Origin of the sequence: Pseudomonas sp. Irchel s3a18, from assembly GCF_900187535.1 — a bacterium.
In the GTDB taxonomy this organism is placed as follows: Bacteria; Pseudomonadota; Gammaproteobacteria; order Pseudomonadales; family Pseudomonadaceae; genus Aquipseudomonas.
On record NZ_FYDV01000002.1, the window covers coordinates 279862 to 305653 of the forward strand.

Genomic DNA, 25792 nt, shown 5'->3' on the forward strand with positions numbered 1-25792 from the left:
GCTGAATGCTCCCCTGCGGCGAGGGAGCAGGCTCGCTCGCCACAATTGCTCTATGCTCAGCCCTCTCTTGCGGAGGGCCTTCGATGACCGATTTCCTGACGTCCATTCAAGCCGCGCTCGGGTTGCCTGCGACCGCCATCACGTTCACCGCCGACGGCGCCCTGCCCTCGGCGTTTGCCGTCACCGACCTGGCCTGCGCCAGCATCGCGGCGGCCGGCCAGGCCGTCAGCGAACTGCTGCGGCAACAGACCGGGCGCCTGCCGGCCCTTGAAGTCGACCGTCGCCTCGCTTCGTTCTGGTTTTCCACCTCGCTGCGCCCACTGGGCTGGAGCGTGCCGCCGCTGTGGGACCCGATCGCGGGTGACTACGCGGCCCACGATGGCTGGATCCGCCTGCACACCAACGCCCCGCACCATCGTGCCGCCGCCGAATCGGTCCTCGGTGCCTGTGCCGACCGTAAGTCGATGGCCGCCAAGGTCGCGCAATGGGCGAAAGACGATCTGGAGCGTGCGGTGGTCGAAGCCGGTGGTTGCGCCGCGCAAATGCGTTCATGGCAAGCCTGGCAGGCGCACCCCCAAGGGATAGCGGTCAACGCAGAACCGCTGATTGATCGCCCAACCGCTGGCAGCGCACGTTCGCCAGCCTGGCAAGGCTCGGTCGCGCAACCCTTGGCGGGCATCAAGGTACTGGACCTGACCCGCGTGCTGGCCGGCCCCATTGCCAGCCGATTCCTCGCGGGCCTGGGCGCCGATGTGCTGCGTATCGATCCACCGCACTGGAACGAACCCGGTGTAATTCCGGAAGTCACCCTCGGCAAACGCTGCGCGCGCCTGAACCTGCACGACAGTAGCGAACGCCAGGTATTTGAACACCTGCTCAAGGAGGCCGATGTCCTGCTGCATGGCTACCGTGCCGACGCCCTGAAACGCCTCGGTTACGGCGCCAGCGAACGACAGAAACTCGCCCCGGGCTTGATCGACATCAGCCTCAATGCCTACGGCTGGAGCGGCCCGTGGCAGCATCGTCGGGGCTTCGACAGCTTGGTGCAAATGAGCTGCGGCATCGCTGAGGCCGGCATGCACTGGAAGCATGCTGGCACACCCACCCCGCTGCCCGTTCAAGCACTCGACCACGCCACCGGCTACTTGATGGCCGCCAGCGCGATCATGGCACTGACCCAGCGCCTGAAAACCGGACAAGGGGCTGCGGCACGCTTGTCATTGGCGCGAACAGCGAAATTGCTGATTGAACAAGGCCCCGGGACCGGGGCGCCGCTGCGGGCTGAAGACGCTCGTGATCGGGGCTCGCTGATCGAGCAAACGGCCTGGGGCCCGGCGCATCGCTTGCACGTACCGCTGAAGATCAGCGCAACGCCGTTGCAGTGGGCAATACCGGCCGGGGAACTGGGCGCCCATCGGGCACAGTGGTGAGGATCACTCCACGAACGTGCTCGCGATGACCGCTTGAAACTCAGTCGGCTCGACTCAACGACGTCCACAACACCTGCGCCGCATACGCCCGGTACGGCCGCCAGGTCTCGGCGCGGGCCAACAACCCGCCCGGCGTCACCGGCCCGCCTTCCAGCGCCGTCAGTGCGTTGATCAAGCCCACATCCCCTGAAGGAAAGGCATCGGCTTCACGCATCTGCCGCAAGGCGATGTACTGCGCCGTCCAGTCGCCGACGCCCCACAGCGCCAGCAATGGCGTGGTGCAGGCGGGTAAATCACCTTTGGGCTCGAACAACCGGGGATCGTCGAGCAATGCCTGCGCCACCCCCGACAAGGTCCGCCCACGGCTTCGGGGCATACCGAGGGCCGCCAGATCCGCCTCGGCCAGCACCCGGCTCGACGGAAAGACATGGGTCAGCGGCGCGAATGACGGCTGCAGACGCTCGCCATACTGCGCAACCAGTTTGCCCGCCAGCCTGATCGCCGCGCCGACGCTGATCTGTTGCCCCAGCACTGCGCGAATCGCCAGCTCCAGGCCATCCCAGGCCCCGGGCACCCGCAGACCGGGATGCCTGGCAATCAACCGCGCCATCAGCGGGTCCGTCGACAGGTGCCGATGAATCCCGGGCAAGTCGGCGTCCAGATCGAACATCCGCCGCAGCCGCCGTACAATTTCCGGTACTGCAAAAATGTCAGGAAACCGCAGCACGACGTCCAGGGCGTCACCCTGCGCCTGGGTGATCGAAAACGTGCCGTGCACACCATCCAGACTGATGCTGCGCGAATACACGCCATCGACCACCGTCTCCAGCCCGGCAATCGCCCGGGCCGCTAGAAACCCCAGCATCGCCGGCCAGTCATAGGCCCCCTGATAGTCGAGCCGCAGCCTCACAACGACAGCACACCACTGTACAGTCCATAGGCCGCCAACCCGGCGCCCGCGATGACGCAGGCAAAGATACCCTTCTCGATGTGGGTGAACAGTGGCTGGCCCTGCTCCCGCTTGGCCTTGGCGAACAGAATCACCCCCGGCGCATACAGCAGCGCCGACAACAGCAGGTACTTGACCCCGCCGGCGTACAGCAACCAGACCGCGTAACTGAGTGCGATGGCACCGATGATCAGGTCCTTGGTGCGCTCGGCGGACGCGTGTTCATAGGTTTCGCCACGCCCGCTCAACAACACCGCATACGCTGCCGACCACAGGTAGGGCACCAGGATCATCGACGAGGCCAGATAGATCAGGCTGGTGTAGGTGCCTTCGGAAAACAGGGTGATCAGCAGGAAGATCTGGATCATCACGTTGGTCAGCCACAAGGCATTGACCGGCACGTGGTTGGCGTTTTCCTTTCTCAGGAATGCCGGCATGGTCTTGTCCCGGGCCGTGGCGAACAAGATCTCGGCGCACAGCAACGCCCACGATAGCAAAGCGCCTAACAGGGAAACCGCCAGGCCGAGGCTGATCAGCAACGCTCCCCAGGGCCCGACAATGTGCTCCAGCACCGCCGCCAGCGACGGGTTCTGCAGGTTGGCCAGTTCCGGCTGGGTCATGATGCCCAGCGACAACACGTTGACCAGCACCAGCAAGGCCAGCACCCCGATAAAACCGATGACCGTGGCCCGACCCACATCCGAACGCTTTTCGGCACGGGCCGAGTAGACGCTTGCGCCCTCGATGCCGATGAACACGAACACCGTGACCAGCATCATGTTGCGCACCTGATCCATCACACTGCCGAAGTTCGGGTTGCTGTGCCCCCAGATGTCACGGGTGAACACATCCGCCTTGAACGCCACCGCGGCAATCACGACGAACATCACCAGCGGCACGATCTTGGCCACGGTGGTCACCTGGTTGATGAACGCCGCCTCCTTGATCCCGCGCATCACCAGAAAATGCACGGCCCACAGCAACAGCGAAGCGCAGCCGATGGCAATCGGCGTGTTGCCCTGGCCGAAAACCGGAAAGAAATAGCCCAGGGTGCTGAACAGCAGCACGAAGTAGCCGACGTTCCCCAGCCAGGCACTGATCCAGTAGCCCCACGCGGATGAAAACCCCATGTAGTCGCCAAAGCCGGCCTTGGCGTAGGCATAGACCCCGGAGTCCAATTCGGGCTTGCGGTTGGCCAGGGTCTGGAAGACAAACGCCAGGGTCAACATGCCCACGGCCGTGATGGCCCAACCGATCAGGATCGCCCCGGCGTCAGCGCGAGCCGCCATGTTCTGTGGCAAGGAGAAAATCCCCCCGCCAATCATTGAGCCGACCACCAGGGCGATCAACGCACTGAGTCGTAGCTTTTGCGCCGGTTGCGACATCGTCACCTCTCAAATCGACTGTTTGTCATGTTGGCGAACCATAACAAGGGTTCACCCGATTAATTATCCAGCGCGACATATCGTTTATCAGACACGGATAAAAAATAGACCGCTTTTAGAACTGTCTCATCTATGCCGCCTGGGTATTTTCGCCAGTTTTATGGCTTATTCCAGATAAATCCATGCTGTACTGAAAACAGACGCCAAAAATTTGCAGATTCTGGAAAACGAACTAGCTTCATAACCTGCAGCAATAGCAACAATTCCCGTTCCAATCCATCCGAGGCCTCTGGGAGAGGCTTCTCAGTCCGTTCCGCAAGCATTCATAAGTCACTCATTAACAATGGAATGTCGCAATGAACTGATCTACGTCAGCTGATGGAAACGCAAGCAGTTCTACTCTGTGGTCTCACTTCTCCTGCATTGGAGTCACGCAATGTCTGAATCTCCCGGAAAACTACGACTTGGTGCCTTAGTCGCGCTGGTGGTCGGCTCAATGATTGGTGGCGGGATCTTCTCTTTGCCACAAAACATGGCGGCAAGTGCCGATGTCGGTGCCGTCCTGATTGGTTGGGCAATCACCGCTGTCGGTATGTTGACCCTGGCATTTGTCTTCCAGACACTGGCCAATCGCAAGCCTGACCTGGACGGCGGTGTCTACGCCTACGCCAAGGCCGGTTTCGGCGACTATATGGGTTTCTCTTCCGCCTGGGGCTACTGGATCAGTGCCTGGCTGGGGAACGTCGGTTACTTCGTGCTGCTGTTCAGCACCTTGGGCTACTTCTTCCCGATTTTTGGGGAGGGCAATACCGTAGCCGCTGTGATCGGTGCCTCGGTGCTGTTGTGGGCCGTGCATTTCCTCGTCTTGCGGGGGATCAAGGAAGCGGCGTTCATCAACCTGGTGACCACCGTCGCCAAGGTCGTACCGCTGTTGCTGTTTGTCCTGATCGCGGTGTTCGCGTTCAAGCTGGATATCTTCACCGCCGACATTTGGGGCCTGAAAAACCCTGACCTGGGCAGCGTAATGGACCAGGTGCGCAACATGATGCTGGTCACCGTCTGGGTGTTCATCGGTATCGAAGGCGCGAGCATCTTCTCCGCCCGTGCCGAAAAGCGTTCTGACGTCGGTAAAGCCACCGTGATCGGCTTCATCACCGTGCTGCTGTTCCTGGTGCTGGTGAACGTACTGTCGCTGGGCATCATGACCCAACCGGAACTGGCCAAACTGCAGAACCCGTCGATGGCCGCCGTGCTTGAGCATGTGGTCGGTCACTGGGGTGCGGTGCTGATCAGCGTCGGCCTGATCATCTCCCTGCTTGGCGCACTGCTGTCGTGGGTCCTGCTGTGTGCGGAGATCATGTTCGCCGCCGCCAAAGACCACACCATGCCGGAGTTCCTGAGAAAGGAAAACGCCAACCACGTACCGGTCAATGCCTTGTGGCTGACCAACGTGATGGTGCAGGTGTTCCTGATCATCACCCTGTTTTCGGCCAGTACTTACCTGTCGCTGATCTACCTCGCCACCTCGATGATCCTGGTGCCTTACCTCTGGTCGGCGGCCTACGCCCTGCTGCTGGCGGTGCGCGGCGAGACATACGAGAACGCCCTGGCCGAGCGCAAGAAGGACCTGATCATCGGCGGCATCGCCCTGGTCTATGCGGTCTGGCTGATTTATGCCGGCGGGTTGAAGTACCTGCTGCTGTCCGCCCTGCTCTATGCCCCTGGCGTGATCCTGTTCGCCAAGGCCAAGCACGAGTTGGGCAAACCGGTTTTCACCAACGTCGAGAAGCTGATTTTCGCCATGGTGGTCGTTGGCGCCCTGGTGGCAGCCTACGGTCTCTACGACGGCTTCCTGACCCTGTAACACCAAGTTTGTTTTGTCATCTGGAGGATCACTGTAATGAGCACGGAAAAAGTTAAGTACGGCGTACATTCCGAAGCCGGCAAACTACGCAAAGTCATGGTTTGCTCCCCGGGCCTGGCCCACCAGCGGCTGACCCCGAACAACTGTGACGAGCTGCTTTTCGATGACGTTATCTGGGTCAACCAGGCCAAGCGTGACCATTTCGACTTCGTGACCAAGATGCGTGAGCGCGGTGTCGAAGTCCTGGAAATGCACAACCTGCTGACCGAGACCATCCAGAACCCGGAAGCCCTGAAGTGGATTCTGGACCGCAAGATCACCCCGGACACCGTGGGTGTCGGCCTGTGCAACGAAGTGCGCAGCTGGCTCGAAGGCCTTGAGCCACGCAAGCTGGCCGAGTTCCTGATTGGCGGTGTGGCCGGTGAAGACCTGCCGGACAGCGAAGGTTCCAGCATCATCAAGATGTACCGCGACTACCTGGGTCACTCCAGCTTCCTGCTGCCGCCGCTGCCCAACACCCAGTTCACCCGCGACACCACCTGCTGGATCTATGGCGGCGTGACACTCAACCCGATGTACTGGCCGGCACGACGCCAGGAAACCCTGCTGACGACCGCCATCTACAAATTCCACCCTGAGTTCATCGGTGCCGAATTCGAAGTCTGGTACGGCGATCCGGACAAGGATCACGGTCAGGCCACCCTCGAAGGCGGCGACGTCATGCCTATCGGCAATGGCGTAGTGTTGATCGGCATGGGCGAGCGGACCTCGCGCCAGGCTATCGCCCAACTGGCCCAGTCGCTGTTCGCCAAAGGCGCCGTTGAGAAAGTCGTGGTCGCCGGCCTGCCGAAATCCCGCGCGGCGATGCACCTGGACACCGTGTTCAGCTTCTGCGACCGCGACCTGGTCACTGTCTTCCCTGAGGTGGTCAAGGAAATCGTGCCGTTCGTGATTCGTCCTGACAGCAGCAAGCCTTATGGTATGGACGTGCGCCGGGAAAACAAAACCTTCATCGAAGTGGTTGCCGAGTCCCTCAACCTCAAGACCCTGCGCGTCGTGGAAACCGGTGGCAACAGCTTCGCCGCCGAACGCGAGCAGTGGGACGACGGCAACAACGTGGTGGCCGTGGAGCCTGGCGTGGTGATCGGTTACGACCGCAACACCTACACCAATACCCTGCTGCGCAAGGCCGGGATCGAGGTCATCACCATCAGCGCCAGCGAGCTCGGCCGCGGCCGTGGCGGCGGCCACTGCATGACCTGCCCGATCGTGCGCGACCCAATCGATTACTAACCTTTAGCCAAGGCCCGCGCCTATCCGGCGGGGCCTTGGGGATAACCGAAACCCAAGGAGATCCAAAATGGCTTTCAATATTCATAACCGCAATCTGCTGAGCCTGGAACACCACACCCCTCGCGAATTGCGCTATCTGCTCGACCTGTCCCGCGACCTCAAGCGCGCCAAGTACACCGGTACCGAGCAGCAACACCTCAAAGGCAACAACATCGCGCTGATCTTCGAAAAGACCTCGACCCGCACCCGCTGTGCGTTCGAGGTCGCGGCCTATGACCAGGGCGCCAACGTGACCTACATCGACCCGAACTCCTCGCAGATCGGCCACAAAGAAAGCATGAAGGACACCGCCCGCGTTCTGGGGCGCATGTACGACGCTATCGAATACCGTGGCTTCAAGCAGGAAATCGTCGAAGAACTGGCCAAGTTTGCCGGTGTACCGGTGTTCAACGGCCTGACCGATGAGTACCACCCGACCCAAATGATCGCCGACGTCCTGACCATGCGTGAGCACGCCGACAAGCCGATCCACGACATCAGCTACGCCTACCTGGGCGACGCGCGTAACAACATGGGTAACTCGCTGCTGCTGGTCGGCGCCAAGCTGGGCATGGACGTACGTATCTGCGCACCCAAGGCCCTGTGGCCGGCGGACGACCTGGTCGCTCGCTGCAAGCAATACGCAGAAGAAAGCGGCGCCCGCATCACCCTGACCGAAGACCCGAAAGCCGCGGTCAAAGGCGTGGACTTCATCCACACCGACGTCTGGGTCTCGATGGGCGAACCGGTTGAAGCCTGGGCCGAACGTATCAAGCAATTGCTGCCATACCAGGTCAACGCTGAACTGATGAAAGCCACCGGCAACCCACGCACCAAGTTCATGCACTGCCTGCCGGCCTTCCACAACAGCGACACCAAGATCGGCAAACAGATCGCCGAGCAATACCCGCATCTGGCCAACGGTATCGAAGTCACTGACGACGTGTTCGAATCGCCGGCCTGTATCGCCTTTGAGCAAGCGGAAAACCGCATGCACACCATCAAGGCGATCCTGGTATCGACCCTGGCTGATCTTTAACGTACCCGATCGTTCCCACGCTCTGCGTGGGAACGATCACTCTGGGAAGGACTGCAATTATGCGTATCGTCGTTGCCTTGGGCGGTAACGCCCTCCTGCGTCGTGGTGAACCCATGACTGCGGACAATCAACGCGCCAATATCCGGATCGCCACTGAGCAGATCGCCAAGATCCACCCTGGCAATCAGCTGGTGATCGCTCACGGTAATGGCCCGCAAGTCGGCCTGCTGTCGCTGCAAGCTGCGGCCTACACCTCCGTCTCCCCTTACCCGCTGGACGTGCTCGGTGCCGAAACCGAAGGCATGATCGGCTACATCATCGAACAGGAACTGGGCAACCTGCTGGCCTTCGAGGTGCCGTTCGCGACCCTCCTGACCCAGGTTGAAGTCGACGCCAACGACCCGGCGTTCAAGAACCCGAGCAAGCCGATCGGCCCGGTCTACACCAAGGCCGAAGCCGAAGCACTGGCCGCCGAAAAAGGCTGGGCGATTGCCCCCGATGGCGACAAGTTCCGCCGCGTGGTGGCCAGCCCGAAACCCAAGCGCATCTTCGAGATCCGTCCGATCAAGTGGCTGCTGGACCAGGGCAGCATCGTGATCTGCGCCGGCGGTGGCGGCATTCCGACCATGTACGACGAGAACCGCAAGCTCAAGGGCATCGAAGCGGTGATCGACAAGGACCTGTGCTCGGCGCTGCTGGCCGAACAGCTGGAAGGTGATTTGCTGGTGATCGCCACCGACGTCAATGCCGCGTACATTGATTTCGGCAAGCCGACCCAGAAAGCCATCGCCCAGGCACACCCGGACGAAATGGAAAAACTCGGCTTCGCGGCAGGTTCCATGGGGCCCAAGGTTCAAGCCGCCTGCGAGTTCGCTCGCAACACTGGCAAAGTCGCGGTAATCGGTTCACTCTCGGACATCGAAGCGATTGTCCAGGGCAAGGCCGGTACCCGTATCAGTACGTCCAAGCCTGGCATTACTTACCTGTAAGGAGAGACGTCTATGGCACAGTTTGAGCCAGGCCACTTGCACATCGAGCGTCATGCACTGACCCCGGATGATGTCAGCTACAACCTGCACCTCGACTATGAAGTCAGCAAGAACCCCAAGGGCGAAAAAGGCATTCAGTTCACCATGCATGGCAGCATTCAGGGCAAGGACATGAGCGAGTCGTTCTTCCTGCCCAAGGAGGAGGCCTACAATTTCGCCAACAACGTGACAAAAATCGCCGAGAAGTACGGCATTCCAAAGACACACAGCCAGATCGGCTCGGTTCACAAACATTACGATTTGATGTTTGAAGACATACGGGTGCAGTTGAATATGAAATCGGGCGACCCGGTAAACCCCGAACATTTCGAATAACCCAGCGACCTGAGGGAGCGGTTTGACCGCTCCCTCAGGGATCCGCGTTGACCCGAAGTCCTGCACTAGATTTCACCTTCCCCCCCGCGCCAAGGCATACTTGCCCCCCTTCGCACTGCAGACCCTAAAACCGCCCCATGCGTATCCACGTCAGCTTCATCGACCGCGTCGGCATTACCCAGGAAGTCCTGGCCTTGCTTGGTGGGCGAAATCTCAACCTGGATGCGGTGGAAATGGTCCCGCCGAACGTTTACATCGATGCCCCGACCCTCAGCCCTCAAGTGCTTGAAGAGTTGCGCGATGCGCTGTTCAGCGTGCGCGGCGTGCAAGCGGTCACCGTGGTCGACATCCTTCCCGGCCAGCGTCGGCACCTGCAACTCGATGCATTGCTGGCGGCCATGACCGACCCGGTGCTGGCCCTCGACAGTGCCGGCAACATCCTGCTGGCCAACCCGGCACTGATTGCCCTGTACGGCCGTGAGCCGGCCGGGGAAAGCGTGACCGAGTTGTTTGCCGACCCAACGTTGCTCGACGCCCTGCTCGAACACGGCTTTCGCCTGGCGCTGCGCGAGATCACGGTCAATGGCCAGACCTTGCTGCTGGACGCGACACCGATCACCGATGCCGGCGCCCTGTTGACCCTGTACCAACCCAACCGCATTGGCGAACAACTCTCGGCACTGCACCACGATCACGCCGAAGGGTTCGACGCCTTGCTTGGCGAGTCCCCGGTCATTCGCACCCTCAAGGCCCGTGCGCAACGGGTCGCGGCCCTCGATGCGCCGCTGCTGATCCAGGGTGAAACCGGTACCGGCAAGGAGTTGGTGGCCCGCGCCTGCCACGCCATCAGCGCCCGGTACAACGCGCCATTCCTGGCATTGAACTGCGCGGCATTGCCGGAAAACCTCGCCGAAAGCGAGCTGTTCGGCTATGCCCCCGGCGCCTTCACCGGCGCGCAACGGGGCGGCAAGCCGGGGCTGATGGAGCTGGCGAACCAGGGCACGGTGTTTCTCGACGAGATCGGCGAGATGTCGCCGTACCTGCAGGCCAAGTTGCTGCGCTTCCTCAACGACGGCAGCTTCCGCCGGGTGGGCGGTGATCGTGAGATCAAGGTCAATGTACGGATCCTCAGTGCGACCCACCGTGATCTGGAAAAAATGGTCAGCGAGGGCCAGTTCCGCGAAGACCTGTTCTACCGCCTCAACGTGCTCAACGTCGAAGTGCCGCCGCTGCGCGAGCGCGGCCAGGACATTCTGTTGCTGGCGCGCTACTTCATGCAGCAGGCCTGTGCGCAGATCCAGCGCCCGGTCTGCCGCCTGGCGCCCGGCACCTACCCGGCCCTACTCGGCAACCGCTGGCCGGGCAATGTGCGGCAGTTGCAGAACGTGATTTTCCGCGCGGCCGCGATCTGCGAAAGCAGCCTGGTGGACATCGGCGACCTGGATATCGCCGGCACTTCCGTGGCGCGGCAAGGCGACAGCGAGGTCGACAGCCTTGAGCAGGCCATGGAGTCGTTCGAAAAGACCCTGCTGGAAAAGCTCTACGTCAATTACCCCTCGACCCGCCAACTGGCCAGCCGCCTGCAAACCTCTCACACCGCCATCGCTCATCGGCTACGCAAGTACGGGATTCCCGGCAAAGCCTGAGCCCCGATAACGGCCCCGTGGCGAGGGAGCTTGCTCCCTCGCCACAATTGACCGCAAGGCACCCATTCTTCGCGCCAAAAGCGACCTCTACCTGTACTGAAAGCGCTACAGCGGAACGATATCGCTACACACCCCCTTCAGCGCGGCTACGCAAGGCTTTGATCCCCATAGGCTTTTTTCCACGCCTTGATCTGTAGCGATTTCGCTACAGGCGCATTCGTCCGCCACCCGAAAACAACTCGTAACCTATTGATTTTAAACAATTTAAAAACATTGGCCGCGATATTGCTTTGTAACCACTCATAAAACAGGGCTTTGCCCGAACAATCCATCGCGTCCACCAGACAAGTCTGGCCCCCTGAGGAGTTTCCATGAGCGAGTTGCGTTTTACTGAAGATCACGAATGGCTGCGTACCGAAGCTGACGGCAGCGTAACAGTCGGCATCACCGCGTTCGCGCAGAACGCCCTGGGGGACGTTGTTTACGTACAACTGCCAGAGCTGCAGTCCTACGAGCAAGGCGCCGAAGCCTCCACCGTTGAATCGGTAAAGGCCGCCAGCGGCGTGTACATGCCGTTGACCGGTGAAGTCGTCGAAACCAATTCGGCACTCGAAGGCAACCCTGAGCTGGTCAACGAAGACCCGCTGGGCCAAGGCTGGTTCTTCCGCTTCATTCCGGCGGACGCCGGCGCTGTCGGCCAACTGCTGGACCAGGACGCCTACGACCGCCTGATCAAAGCCCAAGCCGAAGCCTGAGGAGACCGCACATGACTCAAGTCAACCTGAGCACTGCCAACGAATTCATCGCGCGTCACATCGGCCCGCGTTCGGGCGACGAGCAAGCCATGCTCAACAGCCTGGGGTTTGATTCCCTGGAAGCCCTGAGCGCCAGCGTCATCCCCGACAGCATCAAGGGCACCAGCGTACTGGGCCTGGGCGACGGCCAGAGCGAAGCCGAGGCCCTGGCCTCGATCAAGGCCATCGCCGGCAAGAACCAGCTGTTCAAGACCTACATCGGCCAGGGCTACTACAACTGCCATACACCTTCGCCGATCCTGCGCAACCTGCTGGAAAACCCGGCCTGGTACACCGCCTACACCCCGTATCAGCCGGAAATCTCCCAAGGCCGCCTGGAAGCGCTGCTGAACTTCCAGACCCTGATCAGCGACCTGTCCGGCCTGCCGATCGCCAACGCCTCGCTGCTGGACGAAGCCACCGCCGCCGCCGAAGCCATGACCTTCTGCAAGCGCCTGAGCAAGAACAAGGGCAGCCATGCGTTCTTCGCCTCCAGCCACTGCCACCCACAAACCCTCGACGTGCTGCGCACCCGTGCCGAGCCATTGGGCATCGACGTAGTGGTGGGCGATGAGCGTGAACTGACCGACGTCAGCCCGTTCTTTGGTGCGCTGCTGCAATACCCGGCCAGCAACGGTGACCTGTTCGACTACCGCGAACTGACCGAGCGCTTCCACGCCACCAATGCCCTGGTCGCCGTCGCAGCCGACCTGCTGGCCCTGACCCTGCTGACCCCGCCAGGCGAATTCGGCGCCGACGTGGCCATCGGCAGCGCCCAACGCTTCGGCGTGCCGCTGGGCTTCGGTGGCCCGCACGCCGCCTACTTCGCCACCAAGGACGCGTTCAAGCGCGACATGCCGGGCCGTCTGGTCGGTGTGTCGGTAGACCGTTTCGACAAGCCGGCCCTGCGCCTGGCCATGCAGACCCGCGAACAACATATCCGTCGCGAGAAAGCCACCAGCAACATCTGCACCGCCCAGGTACTGCTGGCCAACATCGCCAGCATGTACGCGGTGTACCACGGCCCCAAAGGCCTGGTGCAGATCGCCACGCGCATTCATCACCTGACCGCGATCCTGGCCAAGGGCCTGGGCGCGCTGGGCCTGAACGTCGAGCAAGACAGCTTCTTCGACACCCTGACCCTGGCCACGGGTGCACAAACCGCCGCCCTGCACGACAAGGCCCGCGCCCAGCGCATCAACCTGCGCGTGGTCGATGACCAGCGCCTGGGTCTGTCCCTGGACGAAACCACGACCCAGGCCGACATCGAAACCCTGTGGAGCCTGCTGGCCGACGGCAAGTCGCTGCCGGACTTCGCCGCACTGGCCGCCTCGATCCACAGCCGCATCCCGGCGTCGCTGATTCGCCAATCGGCGATCCTCAGCCATCCAGTGTTCAACCGTTATCACTCGGAAACCGAGTTGATGCGCTACCTGCGCAAACTGGCGGACAAGGACCTGGCCCTGGATCGCACTATGATCCCGCTGGGCTCGTGCACCATGAAACTCAACGCCGCCAGCGAAATGATCCCCGTGACCTGGGCCGAATTCGGCGCCCTGCACCCGTTCGCCCCGGCCGAGCAAAGTGCCGGCTACCAACAGCTGACCGACGAACTGGAAGCGATGCTCTGCGCCGCCACCGGCTACGACGCGATCTCGCTGCAACCGAACGCAGGCTCCCAGGGTGAATACGCCGGCCTGCTGGCGATTCGTGCCTATCACCAGAGCCGTGGCGAAGACCGTCGCGACATCTGCCTGATTCCCTCCTCGGCCCACGGTACCAACCCGGCCACCGCCAACATGGCCGGCATGCGCGTGGTGGTCACCGCTTGCGATGCCCGTGGCAACGTCGACATCGAAGACTTGCGCGCCAAGGCCATCGAGCACCGCGAACACCTCGCCGCGCTGATGATCACCTACCCGTCCACCCACGGCGTGTTCGAGGAAGGTATCCGCGAAATCTGCGGCATCATTCATGACAACGGCGGCCAGGTGTACATCGACGGCGCCAACATGAACGCCATGGTCGGCCTGTGCGCCCCGGGCAAGTTCGGCGGCGACGTATCCCACCTGAACCTGCACAAGACCTTCTGCATCCCTCACGGCGGTGGCGGCCCGGGCGTCGGCCCGATTGGCGTGAAATCCCACCTGACCCCGTTCCTGCCGGGTCACGCGGCCATGGAACGCAAGGAAGGCGCGGTCTGCGCAGCACCGTTCGGCAGCGCGAGCATTTTGCCGATCACCTGGATGTACATTCGTATGATGGGTGGTGCCGGTCTCAAGCGTGCTTCGCAGCTGGCGATCCTCAACGCCAACTACATCTCCCGTCGCCTCGAAGAGCACTACCCGGTGCTGTACACCGGCAGCAACGGCCTGGTGGCCCACGAATGCATCCTCGACCTGCGTCCGCTCAAGGACAGCAGCGGCATCAGCGTCGATGACGTGGCCAAGCGCCTGATCGACTTCGGTTTCCACGCCCCGACCATGTCGTTCCCGGTGGCGGGCACGTTGATGATCGAACCGACCGAAAGCGAATCCAAGGAAGAACTGGACCGTTTCTGCGAGGCCATGATCCGCATCCGCGAAGAAATCCGTGCGGTGGAAAACGGCACCCTGGACAAGGACGACAACCCGCTGAAGAACGCCCCGCACACCGCGGCGGAAATCGTTGGCGAGTGGTCGCACCCTTACAGCCGTGAACAGGCGGTGTACCCGGTGGAGTCCTTGATCGAAGGCAAGTACTGGCCACCGGTCGGTCGCGTCGACAACGTGTTTGGCGACCGCAACCTGATCTGCGCCTGCCCGTCGATCGAAAGCTACGCTTAAATCACCACCACAATGATCGTTCCCACGCTCTGCGTGGGAATGCCTCTCAGGACGCTCGGCGTCGGCTTTGTGACGCAGAGCGTCACGGGCTGCATTCCCACGCGGGAGCGTGGGAACGATCGATCTGCGTCGATCCTCATAACAAGAAACCGGAGAACAACCATGTCGTTAAGCGTGTTCGACCTGTTCAAGATTGGCATCGGCCCCTCCAGCTCCCACACGGTTGGCCCGATGCGCGCCGCGGCACGCTTTGTCGAAGGCCTGCGTCGGGAGAACCTGCTCAAGGACACCACCTGCGTCAAAGTCGAGCTCTACGGCTCGCTCGGCGCCACCGGCAAAGGCCACGGCAGCGACAAGGCGGTATTGCTGGGCCTGGAAGGTGAACACCCGGACACCGTGAACACCGAGAACATAGCCGCCCGCCTGCACGACATCCGCAGCAATGGGCGCCTGAACCTGCTCGGTGAGCACCCGATCGAATTCAATGAAAAACTCCATCTGGCGATGATCCGCAAGCCGTTGGCCTATCACCCCAATGGCATGATCTTTCGCGCCTTTGATACCGCCGGCCTGCAAATCCGCAGCCGCGAGTACTACTCGGTGGGCGGTGGCTTTGTGGTCGACGAAGACGCCGCCGGCGCCGACCGCATCGTCGAAGACGCCACGCCCCTGACCTTCCCGTTCAAAAGCGCCAAGGACCTGCTGGGTCATTGCAGCACCTACGGTTTGTCCATCAGCCAGGTGATGCTGACCAACGAAAGCGCCTGGCGCCCGGAAGCCGAGACCCGCGCGGGCCTGCTGAACATCTGGCAAGTGATGCAGGACTGCGTCGACGCCGGCTGTCGCAACGAAGGAATTTTGCCCGGTGGCCTGAAGGTCAAGCGGCGCGCGGCGGCGTTGCACCGGCAACTGTGCAAGAACCCGGAGTCCTCGCTGCGCGACCCGCTGTCCGTGCTGGACTGGGTGAACCTGTACGCCCTGGCCGTCAACGAAGAAAACGCCAACGGCGGGCGCGTGGTGACCGCGCCCACTAACGGTGCAGCGGGGATCATCCCGGCCGTCTTGCATTACTACATGCGCTTTATCCCCGGCGCCAATGAAGACGGTGTAGTGCGCTTCCTACTCACGGCGGCCGCCATCGGCATCCTGTACAAGGAAAACGCCTCGATCTCCGGCGCCGAAGTCGGCTGCCAGGGTGAAGTCGGCGTGGCCTGCTCCATGGCCGCCGGTGCCCTGTGCGAGGTGCTGGGCGGCAGTGTCCAGCAAGTGGAGAACGCCGCCGAAATCGGCATGGAACACAACCTTGGCCTGACCTGCGACCCGATTGGTGGCCTGGTGCAAGTGCCCTGCATCGAGCGCAACGCCATGGGTTCGGTCAAAGCCATCAACGCGGTACGCATGGCCCTGCGTGGCGACGGTCAGCACTTCGTCTCCCTCGACAAGGTCATCCGCACCATGCGCCAGACCGGCGCCGACATGAAAAGCAAATACAAGGAAACCGCCCGTGGCGGTTTGGCGGTCAACATTATCGAGTGCTGAGGCATACCCGTCTGCCCCAGTACATTTTCCAGGAGTTGTCTATGTCCACCGAAAACTTGTCGAAAACCCCGCTGCACGCACTGCACATCGAACTCGGCGCCCGCATGGTGCCCTTCGCCGGCTACGACATGCCGGTGCAGTACCCGCTCGGCGTGATGAAGGAGCACCAGCACACCCGTGAGCAGGCCGGCCTGTTCGATGTCTCGCACATGGGCCAGATCCGCCTGACCGGTGCCCAGGCCGCCAAGGCCCTGGAAACCCTGGTGCCGGTGGACATCATCGACCTGCCCGTGGGCATGCAGCGCTATGCCATGTTCACCAACGAAGCTGGCGGCATCCTCGACGACCTGATGGTCGCCAACCTCGGTAACGACGAACTGTTCCTGGTGGTTAACGCCGCCTGCAAGGACCAGGACCTTGCGCACCTGCGCAAATACCTCGGCGGGCAGTGCAGCATCGAGCCGCTGTTCGAAGAGCGCGCCCTGCTCGCCCTGCAAGGTCCGGCCGCAGTGACCGTGCTCGCCCGCCTGGCCCCTGAAGTGGCGAAAATGACCTTCATGCAGTTCGCCCGCGTGACCTTGCTGGGTGTCGAGTGCTTTGTCAGCCGTTCGGGCTACACCGGCGAAGATGGTTTTGAAATCTCCGTACCCGCCGCCAATGCCGAGGCCCTGGCCCGCGCCCTGCTGGCCGAACCGGAAGTCGCCGCCATTGGCCTGGGTGCCCGCGACTCGTTGCGCCTGGAAGCCGGCCTGTGCCTCTACGGCCATGACATGAACACCGAGACCACCCCGATCGAAGCGAGCCTGCTGTGGGCCATCTCCAAGCCTCGGCGTGCCGATGGTGCCCGTGCCGGCGGCTTCCCGGGGACTGAAAGCGTATTTGCCCAGCAACAGAACGGCGTCAGCCGCAAACGCGTCGGCCTGCTGCCTCAGGAACGCACACCGGTGCGCGAAGGCGCGGAGATCGTCAACGAAGCGGGCGAGATCATCGGCAGCGTCTGCAGTGGCGGCTTCGGACCTACCCTGGGTGGTCCCTTGGCGATGGGTTACCTGGACAGTGCGTACATCGCACTCGATACCCAAGTCTGGGCGATCGTGCGTGGGAAAAAGGTGCCTTTGCTTGTAAGCAAAATGCCATTTGTTCCGCAGCGCTACTACCGCGGTTGATTGACTGTTCCAATAAGTAACGCGGTTGCGTAACAACGCACTAATCTGTCACGCAACCGCCATAAAACAGTGCAAACGTTTGACTCTAAGCTTCGATAATGAACTTGCGTTATAACGTTCGAAAACATGTGAACAACGGCATCGATCAAGCCGCGCCGAAAACCCGACGAACCCGCCACAAGCCCGGCGGAACAAGGCTTACAGGGGGGCTTGTTTTTTCTCTCGTAGTTGGCGTAGAGTTTGTTCACTGTGTTTGCATGGGTCGCTTGGAATCGTGACCTGGGCAGTAGCCAACAAGTTTGCTACACCCGTTCTACGTCTTTCTACTTTCCTGCAACCAGCCCCAGTACTCTTTCATGAGAAAGAGGCTGCCATCAATTTTTGCGTCATAGGAAATAAGAAATGTCCCAACGTCAGAGCGGCACCGTCAAGTGGTTTAACGACGAAAAAGGTTTTGGTTTTATCACTCCAGAAAGCGGCCCGGATCTGTTCGTACATTTCCGTGCCATCCAGGGCAACGGTTTCAAGAGCCTGAAAGAAGGCCAGAAAGTGACCTTCATCGCTGTGCAAGGCCAAAAAGGCATGCAAGCTGACGAAGTTCAAGCAGAAGGCTGATCTTCTGTTACTAAAAAGCCTCTGATGCTGACATCAGGGGCTTTTTTGTGCGCGCAATTCCGTAAAATGGCTTCTTTTTATCAGTCGAGAGCCATTCCATGTCGAAACACCTGCTCAGCCCCCAGGGTGAATTCCCCATCGCCGGCCTGGGCCGTCGCCTGGCAGCGATGTTCTACGACTTCCTGCTGTGCACCGCCCTGCTGATCGTCACAGGCGGCGTGTACAAGATGATCCAGATGGCAATCATCGGCGAAGAGCGGATGCGCGCCCTGACCGATGCCGGCGCACTGGACGGCGATCCTCTGCTCTCCACCGTCTTGCTGTTCGTGTTGTTTGGTTTCTTCGCCAAGTTCTGGACCTATTCCGGCCAGACCCTGGGCATGCAGGTCTGGTGCATCCGTGTGCAGAACGCCGACGGCTCGGCCATCAGCCTGTGGCAGGCGCTGCTGCGCTTTGTGGTCTCGATTGCGTCACTGCTGTGCGTCGGCCTGGGCTTCTTCTGGATGCTCTTCGACAAACAGAAACGCAGCTGGCACGACATGTACTCCAACAGCCAGCTGGTGCGGATTCCGAAGAAGAAAAAGTGATCTGCCAGATACCAAAACGCCCCGAACCATCGGGGCGTTTTTTTTACCAGGCGATCAAAGTAGACGATCAGGCGTTACCCGCCAGCTTCATCCGCGCAGCCGCGGTGAAGTCGAGCATGCGCTTGAGCGGGCGAATCGCCTGGGGGATCAGCGCCGGCTCGACGAAGATCTCGCCTGAACCCTCTCGCAGGCACTGCAGCGTGCGTTCAAGGGTGTTCATCGCCATCCACGGGCAATGCGCGCAACTGCGGCATGCCGCGCCGTTGCCGGCCGTAGGCGCCTCGATAAACACCTTGTCCGGGCACAGCTGCTGCATCTTGTAGAAAATGCCGCGGTCGGTGGCCACGATCAGGGTCTTGTTCGGCAGGCTTTGCGCCGCTGCGATCAACTGACTGGTGGAACCCACCGCGTCGGCCAACTCGATCACCGCCGTTGGCGACTCCGGGTGCACCAGGATGGCCGCATCCGGGTACAGCGCCTTCATGTCTTCCAGCTGCTTGGCCTTGAACTCTTCATGAACGATGCACGCACCGTCCCAAAGCAGCATGTCGGCGCCTGTCTTGCGCTGAATGTAGGTGCCCAGGTGCTTGTCCGGGCCCCAGATGATCGTCTCACCGTTGTCCATCAGGCTTTCGACGATTTCCAGCGCGCAACTGGAGGTCACGACCCAGTCCGCTCGCGCTTTCACCGCTGCCGAGGTGTTGGCATACACCACCACCGTCCGCTCCGGATGCTGGTCACAGAACGCCGAGAACTCGTCTACCGGGCACCCCAGGTCCAGCGAACAGGTCGCCTCCAGGGTCGGCATCAGCACGCGCTTTTCCGGGTTGAGGATTTTCGCCGTCTCCCCCATGAACTTCACGCCCGCCACCACTACGGTCTTGGCCGGGTGTGCATTGCCGAAGCGGGCCATTTCCAGGGAGTCGGAAACGCAGCCACCGGTTTCTTCGGCCAGGGCCTGAATGATCGGGTCACAATAGAAGTGGGCAACCAGCACCGCGTCCTGAGCCTTGAGCTCGGCGGCGATGGCACTGCGGTAATGGGCTTGCTCTTCGGCGGTCAGCGGCTTGGGCTGCTTGGCATCGAGGTGAGCTTGTACAAGAAGGCGTTCGGAAATTTGCGTCATGATCGCAAGACCTGCGGGCGCTTTCGCGCGAGAGTCAAGTATACACCCGGCTCCGGACCTTTCGGGGCACCGCCGGGAGAGTGAGTAGTCATCAGGCACGGACAACATTGAAGCCGGGCAAGGCTACAGAATATCCCCGACATGCAAAAGACCCTTCTGACCTGAGTCACGCAGCGCAACACCTTCGACGGCATCCGCTCAAATCGCAGGCAAAAAAAAACCCGGAAATCCTCACTTGCGTGGGCCTTCCGGATTTTCTAAACCGCCAAATATGGTGGGTCGTGTGGGATTCGAACCTACGACCAATTGGTTAAAAGCCAACTGCTCTACCAACTGAGCTAACGACCCGCTGTGTGGTGCGCGTATAATACTGATTTTTAAGGACTATTCAACACCTTTTTGAAAATAATTCAAAAATAAGGTGTTGGGTCGCTGATCCCGGCCGCCGCGAAGCCTTCCGCGCGCAGGCGGCAGCTGTCGCACTTGCCGCAGGCACGGCCGTTATCGTCCGCCTGATAGCAGGATACGGTCAGCCCATAATCGACGCCGAGCTTGACGCCGGCCTGAACGATTTGCGCCTTGCTCAGGTTCTGCAGCGGCGCCTGGATACGGAAGCCCTGCCCTTCCACCCCGGCCTTGGTCGCCAGGTTGGCCATGCGTTCAAAGGCTTCGACGAACTCGGGACGGCAATCCGGGTAACCGGAGTAGTCCACGGCGTTGACGCCAATGAAGATATCCCGCGCACCGAGCACTTCGGCCCAGCCCAGCGCCAACGAAAGGAATACGGTATTGCGGGCCGGCACATACGTCACCGGAATGCCTTCGCTCGGCGCCTCAGGGACGTCGATGGAACTGTCAGTCAGTGCCGAACCGCCAATGCCGTTCAGGTTCAGGCCGATCACTTTATGCTCGACCGCGCCCAGATCGCGCGCCACACGCTCGGCCGCATGCAACTCGGCACGGTGACGCTGGCCATAATCGAAGCTCATGGTGTAGCAGCTGTAACCTTCAGCGCGGGCCATGGCCACAACGGTCGCCGAGTCCAGCCCGCCGGACAGCAGAATGACAGCACGTTTTTCTACTTGATTCAGTTGTTCAGTCATCTCAGCGCCCCGGCTCGTCGTTCCAAAGATATTTGTGCAGCTGCAATTGCAAGCGCACCGGCAGGTTGTCCGCGACAACCCAGTCCGCCAGGTCGCGTGCATTCAGGTCGTGATGGCTCGGCGAGAACAGCACCTCACCGGCACGCTGGTCGAGGCCGTACTGGATCAGCTTGGACACCGCCCAGTCATAATCCTCCCGCGAGCAGATCACGAACTTGACCTGATCGTTGGGGGTCAGCAGCTCGATGTTCTCATAGCGGTTACGGTGCGCTTCCTTGGAACCCGGGGTCTTCAGGTCGACGACGCGACTGACCCGTGGATCAACCGCACTGATATCCAGGGCGCCGCTGGTTTCCAGCGACACCTCGTAGCCGGCATCACAGAGTTGCTTGAGCAAAGGAATGGCATTGGGTTGCGCCAGGGGTTCGCCGCCGGTCACGCAGACGTAACGGGGCCTGAAGCCGGCAACCTGCTCGAGGATGTCGTCGAGGGATCGAACCGTGCCACCACTGAACGCGTAGGCACTGTCGCAGTAACCGCAACGCAATGGGCAACCGGTCAGGCGCACGAATACGGTGGGCAGCCCGGCAGTCCGCGTTTCACCCTGCAACGAGTAGAAAACTTCGGTAATTCTCAATGTGTCTTGCATAGTCGCCACGGGCGTAACAGCTAAACAGGCTGTCCGCCTCCGTCAGGCACTTGATGGAACCCCGCCAACGCGCAGATCCCAAAAAGCGGTGTTTCTAAAAAGGGCGTGAATTCTAACGAAAAAACCCGCGGCAAGCGCGGATTTCTTGTAAAGCCGGTCAAACAACCTTACATGCGCTGCAGATCGCGCTGGGCCAACTGAGCGGCGGAAGTCCCTGGATACTGGGAAACGACCTGCTGCAGAATGCCCTTGACCTTGTCAGTATGACCCAGGCGGCGCTCTACATCAGCCAGCTTGTACAGCGAATCCGGCACCTTGGCGTGCTTGGGATACAACTGCGAGACCTTGGCGAATGCCTGGCCAGCACCTTGCAGGTCGCCTTTGGCCAGGTTCACTTCGCCCAACCAGTACTGGGCGTTGCCCGAATACTGGCTGTTGGGGTACTTGCGCAGGAATGCGGTAAACGCCAGGCTGGCCTTGTCGAAGTCCTTGGCCTTGATCAGGTCGAAGGCTGCATCGTAATAGAGCTTTTCCTTCGCCGGATCACCCGGTTCACTGCTGGCCGCTGGCGCCTGGGTTGCAGCACCCGCGCCTGCCGCTGCACCGGCGGCATCGCCACCGGCTGGAGAATTTTCAGGAGCCGCAGCGGATGCACCGCCGGTTCCAATACGCCGATCAAGATCCTGGTATCGCTCCAGGCTTTCTTGCTTCATGCGCGCAACATCGTTTTGCAGAACTTCGATCACGCCTTGTTGGCGTGCGATCTGTTCCTGCATTTGTTGCAGTTGGTTGAACAGCTCGCCCTGTGCCGAGACAGGGGTCGAAACCCCTCCCCCGGCATAGGCGCCGCTCGTACCGTAACCTGCAGGCGGATAACTGCTCCCGCTATTGTTATAACCGGAATCGTTATCGACCACAGGAACCGCAGCCCACGCCGCAAGCGGCGCGAGACTGAGAGCCAAGACAGTTACAGCACGACGGCACGTTCGCATGACGAATTACTTACGCAGTTCGACGCGACGGTTTTGAGCCCAGGACTGCTCGTCGTTGCCGGTAGCAACTGGACGCTCTTCGCCGTAGGAAACCAGTTCCAGCTGAGCTGGGGAAACGCCTTGCAGTACCAGGTAGCGCTGAACGGCTTTCGCACGACGCTCGCCCAGTGCCATGTTGTACTCACGAGTACCACGTTCGTCGGTGTTGCCTTCCAGAACAACGCGAGCGCCGTTTGCTTTCAGGTCTTTGGCGTGAACGTCCAGAGCGCGCATGGCTTCTGGCTTCAGGTCCGAACTGTCGTATTCGAAGTAGAAGGTGGTGATTGCGCGCAGAGCAGCTTCTTCGCTCAGGGAACCGTCAACAGCACCAGTGTTAGCACCGTAACCAGCGTTTGGATCTACTGCGCCTTCACCGGCATTGTCGCCGCCTTTGGACGAGCAACCTACAGCTACAGCCATGGCCAGAGCCAGCGCAGCAAATTTACCAAACTTCAGCATTTCCATCGTGAAACTCCTAATGAACCCCAATGTGTTATGTAATACGTGTTGCGCCGCGTCAGTTCAGGTAAGGGGACCAGGAAGGTTCTCTGACTTCGCCTTGTGCGGTAGGAAGTGGGAGCCTTACGCGTCCATTGATGGACACGAGCATCAAGACTCCCCGGCCCTGCTGGCGGGTGGCGTAGATTACCATGGTGCCGTTGGGCGCAACAGTAGGCGACTCGTCCAGAGTGCTATCAGTGAGTATCTTTACACTACCGCGCTGCAAATCCTGGGCAGCCACCTTGAAATTGGTGAAGCCTTGCTGACGATGGATCATCACCAGGGTCTTTTCATCGGCCGACAGTTTCGGGTTGGCGTTGTAGTTACCGACGAAAGTCACACGTTCGGCACCGCCGCCACTGGCACTGGTCTTGTAGATCTGTGGCTTGCCACCGCGATCGGAGGTGAAGTAGATGGTCGAACCATCCTTGCCCCAGAACGGTTCGGTGTTGATGCCCGGACCTGCCGTGACACGAGTGATCTGGCGCGAGCCCAGATTCATCACATAGATGTCCGGGTTGCCGTCCTTGGACAGCACGAACGCCAGGCGAGAACCGTCTGGCGACCAGGCTGGCGCGCCGTTCAGGCCTTCGAAGTTGGTGATCTGCTCACGACGACCGGTGTCGATGTTCTGCATGAAGATACGCGGACGCTTCTGCTCGAACGAGACATAAGCGATGCGCTTGCCATCGGGCGCGAAACGCGGCGACAGGATCGGTTCACGCGATTGCAGCAGGGTCACCGCGCGAGCACCGTCATAGTCCGAACGTTGCAGGGTGTAGCGGGTGTTCTTCTCGGAGAAACGCTCGGCCGTGACGTACAACAGACGCGTGGAGAACGCGCCCTTGATGCCGGTGAGCTTTTCAAACGACTGGTCCGAGATGTAGTGCGCCATGTCGCGTAGCTGATCGACACCGCCCGACACGCTACCGGTCAGCACTTGCTGCTCGGTATTGACGTTGAACAGGGCGTACTGCACCTGCAGGCGACCGCCCGCCGGAACAATGCTGCCGACCATGATGTACTGGGCGCCCAAGGCCTTCCAGTCGCGGTAGATGACTTCGCTGGCCTGGGTTGGCTGGCTGATCATGTTCTGCTTTGGAATCGGCGAGTAGTAACCCGAGTTGCGCAGGTCGTTACCGATGATTTCCGCCATGTCATCCGGCAGGACGCTACCGCCCTGCCAGCCAAACGGCACGACTGCAATCGGGGTTGCCCGGTCACTACCGCTGGTGACCAGAATGTTTTTTTCATCCGCCGCCGCTATCCCTGCCATGCAGCAAATAACGACAAGCATTCCTCGAAGAAGGTTTCTCACAAGGCTAGATCCTCAGGTGTGAATGTCATCTTGAATGAACGATAGGGAGCGAAGTCGCTTGGCTTCATTCCCTGCATTTCCGTCAAACGACCAATGTTTTTGACCGCCGCCACAGCCGAGCTGTCGAACGGACCATCGCCACTGGACTTGGCCACGCTGACCGAAGTCACCGTGCCATCTGGCAACATGCCAATTTGCAGCACGACCGTCATGTTCTTGCGTGCCGAAGGAGGACGAGCCCAGCCTTCCGCTGCCCGAGCACGAATCAGATCGTCGAAACTGCCCGCGACTTCATCGCCCTGCTCATCGGCCAAGGCCTGCTGGCGCTGCGGCGTGTCGGAAAGCAAATCAGCCAAGGCCTGGGCCTTTTTCTCTTCGGCGGATTTACGTGCCGCTTCCTGCGATTTCTTCTTCGCAGCATCGGCAGCAGCTTTCTTCTTCGCATCTTCGGCGACTTTCTTCTTCGCCTCTTCAGCTTCAGCTTTCTTCTTGGCGTCTTCCGCGGCTTTTTTCTTCGCGTCTTCGACTATCTTTTTCTTCGCTGCTTCAGCGGCCGCTTTCTTGGCCTCTTCTTCAGCGGCTTTCTTGGCTTCTTCTTCGGACTTCTTCTTGGCTATATCAGCCAATTGTTTCTCTTCTGCCTTTTTGGCTTCGGCGGCCTTCTTCGCGTCATCGGCTTTTTTGGCTTCATCAGCCTTCTTCGCTTCTTCGGCTTTCTTCGACTCGTCGGCCTGCTTGGCTTCCTCGGCCTTTTGAGCCGCCTCTTCCTTCTTTTGTTCCGCAGCCTTCACCGCTTCCTGCTCGACCTTCTTCTGCTCCATCTGTTCGACTTCGGTCTGGCGCGCAGCGGATTTCTTCGCTTCACCCGCAATCTTCTGATTGGTCTGGGTGGTCGCCTGACTTTTCGATTTCAACTGGTACAGGGTCGCCTGGACGATCGGCTTGGCCGGCGGCAATTCCGGGGTAAAGGCAAAACTGACGAACAGCATGCCAAACACCAGAATGTGCAGGGCAATCGCCCAGACACTAGGCCAGAAGTAGCTTTCCGAGGCTGTTGGCTCTCGCTGTTGCTGCATCAGGGCGCCTCGGTAATCAGGCCAACGTTACCGACCCCGGCTTTCTGCAACCCACCCATGGCGCCCATGACGGAACCATAGTCGACGGTCTTGTCGCCGCGAATGAATACCTGGGTGCGCTTGCCGCCTTCGGTGCCGGCGCGAATGATCTTGGTCACCGCGTCGGTCATCTGCGGCAGGGTCATTGCCCGGTCCTGTTGCTTGTCGGTGTCGACTTCGCTGCCAAGGTTCCAGTAATAGGTCTTGTCAGCCTTGATCGAAATGGTCAGGACCTGGGTGTTGTTGTCCTGCGGCAAGGCTTCGCTGGAAACCTTGGGCAGATCAACCTTCACGCCCTGATTGAGCATCGGCGCGGTCACCATGAAGATGACCAGCAGTACCAGCATCACGTCGATGTAAGGCACCACGTTCATCTCGGCAACCGGCTTGCGCTTTTTGCGAGCTCGAGCGATT

The 25792-nt window shown here is 60.6% G+C and carries 23 protein-coding genes and 1 tRNA gene; 13 read left to right on the top strand and 11 right to left on the bottom strand.

The genetic code is table 11. The features are described 5' to 3' along the window. The first annotated feature begins 83 nt into the window (after positions 1-83). The gene (locus CKW29_RS04450; protein ID WP_095145271.1) at positions 84-1430 is read left to right on the top strand and encodes a CoA transferase; all 1347 of its coding nucleotides are present in this window, start codon (positions 84-86) and stop codon (positions 1428-1430) included. 40 nt (positions 1431-1470) lie between these two features. Here the strand turns inward: CKW29_RS04450 and CKW29_RS04455 are convergent, their stop codons facing one another. After that, the gene (locus CKW29_RS04455) at positions 1471-2340 is read right to left on the bottom strand and encodes a DNA-3-methyladenine glycosylase (protein ID WP_095145270.1); all 870 of its coding nucleotides are present in this window, start codon (positions 2338-2340) and stop codon (positions 1471-1473) included. Beyond that, positions 2337-3764 carry an arginine-ornithine antiporter gene (arcD, locus tag CKW29_RS04460; RefSeq protein ID WP_095145269.1) on the bottom strand — a complete coding sequence of 476 codons (1428 nt, stop codon included), beginning with the start codon at positions 3762-3764 and terminating at the stop codon, positions 2337-2339. Before arcD (CKW29_RS04460) ends, CKW29_RS04455 begins: the two co-directional genes overlap by 4 nt. 436 nt (positions 3765-4200) lie before the next feature. Here arcD (CKW29_RS04460) and arcD (CKW29_RS04465) point away from each other — a divergent pair, with 436 nt between their 5' ends. The 12 genes from arcD (CKW29_RS04465) (at position 4201) to CKW29_RS04525 (ending at position 18535) form a co-directional block, all read left to right on the top strand. Next, positions 4201-5628, top strand: a complete 1428-nt coding sequence (arcD, locus tag CKW29_RS04465; protein WP_095145268.1) for an arginine-ornithine antiporter — start codon at positions 4201-4203, stop codon at positions 5626-5628. 36 nt (positions 5629-5664) lie between these two features. After that, positions 5665-6921, top strand: a complete 1257-nt coding sequence (gene arcA / locus CKW29_RS04470; protein WP_095147991.1) for an arginine deiminase — start codon at positions 5665-5667, stop codon at positions 6919-6921. A 67-nt stretch (positions 6922-6988) separates the two neighbouring features. Further along, entirely contained in the window at positions 6989-7999 is a 1011-nt protein-coding gene (locus tag CKW29_RS04475; protein WP_095145266.1) for an ornithine carbamoyltransferase, read from the top strand. A 59-nt stretch (positions 8000-8058) separates the two neighbouring features. Next, on the top strand, positions 8059-8988 hold the full coding sequence (arcC, locus tag CKW29_RS04480) for a carbamate kinase (protein WP_095145265.1): 930 nt from the start codon (positions 8059-8061) through the stop codon (positions 8986-8988). Between the two features lie 12 nt (positions 8989-9000). Then, on the top strand, positions 9001-9363 hold the full coding sequence (locus CKW29_RS04485; protein ID WP_095145264.1) for a DUF5064 family protein: 363 nt from the start codon (positions 9001-9003) through the stop codon (positions 9361-9363). Positions 9364-9500: 137 nt separating this feature from the next. Next, positions 9501-11009 (top strand): sigma-54-dependent transcriptional regulator, encoded by a 1509-nt coding sequence (locus tag CKW29_RS04490; protein WP_095145263.1) that lies wholly within the window; start codon positions 9501-9503, stop codon positions 11007-11009. A 371-nt stretch (positions 11010-11380) separates the two neighbouring features. Beyond that, positions 11381-11764 carry a glycine cleavage system protein GcvH gene (gene gcvH, locus CKW29_RS04500; RefSeq protein ID WP_095078536.1) on the top strand — a complete coding sequence of 128 codons (384 nt, stop codon included), beginning with the start codon at positions 11381-11383 and terminating at the stop codon, positions 11762-11764. Positions 11765-11775: 11 nt separating this feature from the next. After that, positions 11776-14628, top strand: coding sequence for an aminomethyl-transferring glycine dehydrogenase (gcvP, locus tag CKW29_RS04505; RefSeq protein ID WP_095145262.1), 2853 nt, complete (start codon positions 11776-11778; stop codon positions 14626-14628). A 162-nt stretch (positions 14629-14790) separates the two neighbouring features. Then, positions 14791-16167, top strand: a complete 1377-nt coding sequence (locus CKW29_RS04510; protein ID WP_095145261.1) for an L-serine ammonia-lyase — start codon at positions 14791-14793, stop codon at positions 16165-16167. Positions 16168-16208: 41 nt separating this feature from the next. Further along, positions 16209-17333, top strand: a complete 1125-nt coding sequence (gcvT, locus tag CKW29_RS04515; protein WP_095145260.1) for a glycine cleavage system aminomethyltransferase GcvT — start codon at positions 16209-16211, stop codon at positions 17331-17333. A 402-nt stretch (positions 17334-17735) separates the two neighbouring features. Then, on the top strand, positions 17736-17948 hold the full coding sequence (locus tag CKW29_RS04520) for a cold-shock protein (RefSeq protein ID WP_007931076.1): 213 nt from the start codon (positions 17736-17738) through the stop codon (positions 17946-17948). A 98-nt stretch (positions 17949-18046) separates the two neighbouring features. Then, complete coding sequence (locus tag CKW29_RS04525; protein ID WP_095145259.1) at positions 18047-18535, top strand: RDD family protein; 489 nt, start codon at positions 18047-18049, stop codon at positions 18533-18535. 67 nt (positions 18536-18602) lie between these two features. Here CKW29_RS04525 and nadA read toward each other — a convergent pair whose 3' ends face one another. The 9 genes from nadA to tolR all read right to left on the bottom strand — a co-directional run bounded on the left by nadA (position 18603) and on the right by tolR (position 25791). After that, positions 18603-19661, bottom strand: coding sequence for a quinolinate synthase NadA (gene nadA / locus CKW29_RS04530; RefSeq protein WP_095078541.1), 1059 nt, complete (start codon positions 19659-19661; stop codon positions 18603-18605). A 272-nt stretch (positions 19662-19933) separates the two neighbouring features. Continuing rightward, positions 19934-20009, bottom strand: a tRNA-Lys gene (locus CKW29_RS04535). Positions 20010-20071: 62 nt separating this feature from the next. Further along, positions 20072-20764, bottom strand: coding sequence for a 7-cyano-7-deazaguanine synthase QueC (gene queC / locus CKW29_RS04540; protein WP_095145258.1), 693 nt, complete (start codon positions 20762-20764; stop codon positions 20072-20074). 1 nt (position 20765) lies between these two features. After that, the gene (gene queE / locus CKW29_RS04545) at positions 20766-21413 is read right to left on the bottom strand and encodes a 7-carboxy-7-deazaguanine synthase QueE (RefSeq protein WP_095078549.1); all 648 of its coding nucleotides are present in this window, start codon (positions 21411-21413) and stop codon (positions 20766-20768) included. A gap of 167 nt (positions 21414-21580) precedes the next feature. Continuing rightward, a complete protein-coding gene (gene ybgF, locus CKW29_RS04550) occupies positions 21581-22405 on the bottom strand; it encodes a tol-pal system protein YbgF (protein WP_095145257.1) in 825 nt (274 codons plus the stop codon). Positions 22406-22411: 6 nt separating this feature from the next. After that, positions 22412-22909, bottom strand: coding sequence for a peptidoglycan-associated lipoprotein Pal (pal, locus tag CKW29_RS04555; RefSeq protein WP_003178634.1), 498 nt, complete (start codon positions 22907-22909; stop codon positions 22412-22414). 52 nt (positions 22910-22961) lie between these two features. Then, positions 22962-24242, bottom strand: a complete 1281-nt coding sequence (gene tolB, locus CKW29_RS04560) for a Tol-Pal system beta propeller repeat protein TolB (protein ID WP_176465312.1) — start codon at positions 24240-24242, stop codon at positions 22962-22964. A 17-nt stretch (positions 24243-24259) separates the two neighbouring features. Continuing rightward, on the bottom strand, positions 24260-25339 hold the full coding sequence (gene tolA, locus CKW29_RS04565; protein WP_095145255.1) for a cell envelope integrity protein TolA: 1080 nt from the start codon (positions 25337-25339) through the stop codon (positions 24260-24262). Next, positions 25339-25791, bottom strand: a complete 453-nt coding sequence (gene tolR, locus CKW29_RS04570) for a protein TolR (protein WP_172736453.1) — start codon at positions 25789-25791, stop codon at positions 25339-25341. The genes tolA and tolR overlap by 1 nt, the downstream gene beginning before the upstream one ends. Position 25792 lies beyond the last annotated feature (1 nt).

Bases quoted from the DNA above. Each gene is read 5' to 3' on its own strand.
- CKW29_RS04450 (WP_095145271.1), top strand. From the start codon at position 84: ATGACCGATTTCCTGACGTCCATTCAAGCCGCGCTCGGGTTGCCTGCG.
- arcD (WP_095145269.1), bottom strand. From the start codon at position 3,764: ATGTCGCAACCGGCGCAAAAGCTACGACTCAGTGCGTTGATCGCCCTG.
- arcD (WP_095145268.1), top strand. From the start codon at position 4,201: ATGTCTGAATCTCCCGGAAAACTACGACTTGGTGCCTTAGTCGCGCTG.
- arcA (WP_095147991.1), top strand. From the start codon at position 5,665: ATGAGCACGGAAAAAGTTAAGTACGGCGTACATTCCGAAGCCGGCAAA.
- CKW29_RS04475 (WP_095145266.1), top strand. From the start codon at position 6,989: ATGGCTTTCAATATTCATAACCGCAATCTGCTGAGCCTGGAACACCAC.
- arcC (WP_095145265.1), top strand. From the start codon at position 8,059: ATGCGTATCGTCGTTGCCTTGGGCGGTAACGCCCTCCTGCGTCGTGGT.
- CKW29_RS04485 (WP_095145264.1), top strand. From the start codon at position 9,001: ATGGCACAGTTTGAGCCAGGCCACTTGCACATCGAGCGTCATGCACTG.
- CKW29_RS04490 (WP_095145263.1), top strand. From the start codon at position 9,501: ATGCGTATCCACGTCAGCTTCATCGACCGCGTCGGCATTACCCAGGAA.
- gcvH (WP_095078536.1), top strand. From the start codon at position 11,381: ATGAGCGAGTTGCGTTTTACTGAAGATCACGAATGGCTGCGTACCGAA.
- gcvP (WP_095145262.1), top strand. From the start codon at position 11,776: ATGACTCAAGTCAACCTGAGCACTGCCAACGAATTCATCGCGCGTCAC.
- CKW29_RS04510 (WP_095145261.1), top strand. From the start codon at position 14,791: ATGTCGTTAAGCGTGTTCGACCTGTTCAAGATTGGCATCGGCCCCTCC.
- gcvT (WP_095145260.1), top strand. From the start codon at position 16,209: ATGTCCACCGAAAACTTGTCGAAAACCCCGCTGCACGCACTGCACATC.
- CKW29_RS04520 (WP_007931076.1), top strand. From the start codon at position 17,736: ATGTCCCAACGTCAGAGCGGCACCGTCAAGTGGTTTAACGACGAAAAA.
- CKW29_RS04525 (WP_095145259.1), top strand. From the start codon at position 18,047: ATGTCGAAACACCTGCTCAGCCCCCAGGGTGAATTCCCCATCGCCGGC.
- nadA (WP_095078541.1), bottom strand. From the start codon at position 19,661: ATGACGCAAATTTCCGAACGCCTTCTTGTACAAGCTCACCTCGATGCC.
- queC (WP_095145258.1), bottom strand. From the start codon at position 20,764: ATGACTGAACAACTGAATCAAGTAGAAAAACGTGCTGTCATTCTGCTG.
- queE (WP_095078549.1), bottom strand. From the start codon at position 21,413: ATGCAAGACACATTGAGAATTACCGAAGTTTTCTACTCGTTGCAGGGT.
- ybgF (WP_095145257.1), bottom strand. From the start codon at position 22,405: ATGCGAACGTGCCGTCGTGCTGTAACTGTCTTGGCTCTCAGTCTCGCG.
- pal (WP_003178634.1), bottom strand. From the start codon at position 22,909: ATGGAAATGCTGAAGTTTGGTAAATTTGCTGCGCTGGCTCTGGCCATG.
- tolB (WP_176465312.1), bottom strand. From the start codon at position 24,242: ATGCTTGTCGTTATTTGCTGCATGGCAGGGATAGCGGCGGCGGATGAA.
- tolA (WP_095145255.1), bottom strand. From the start codon at position 25,339: ATGCAGCAACAGCGAGAGCCAACAGCCTCGGAAAGCTACTTCTGGCCT.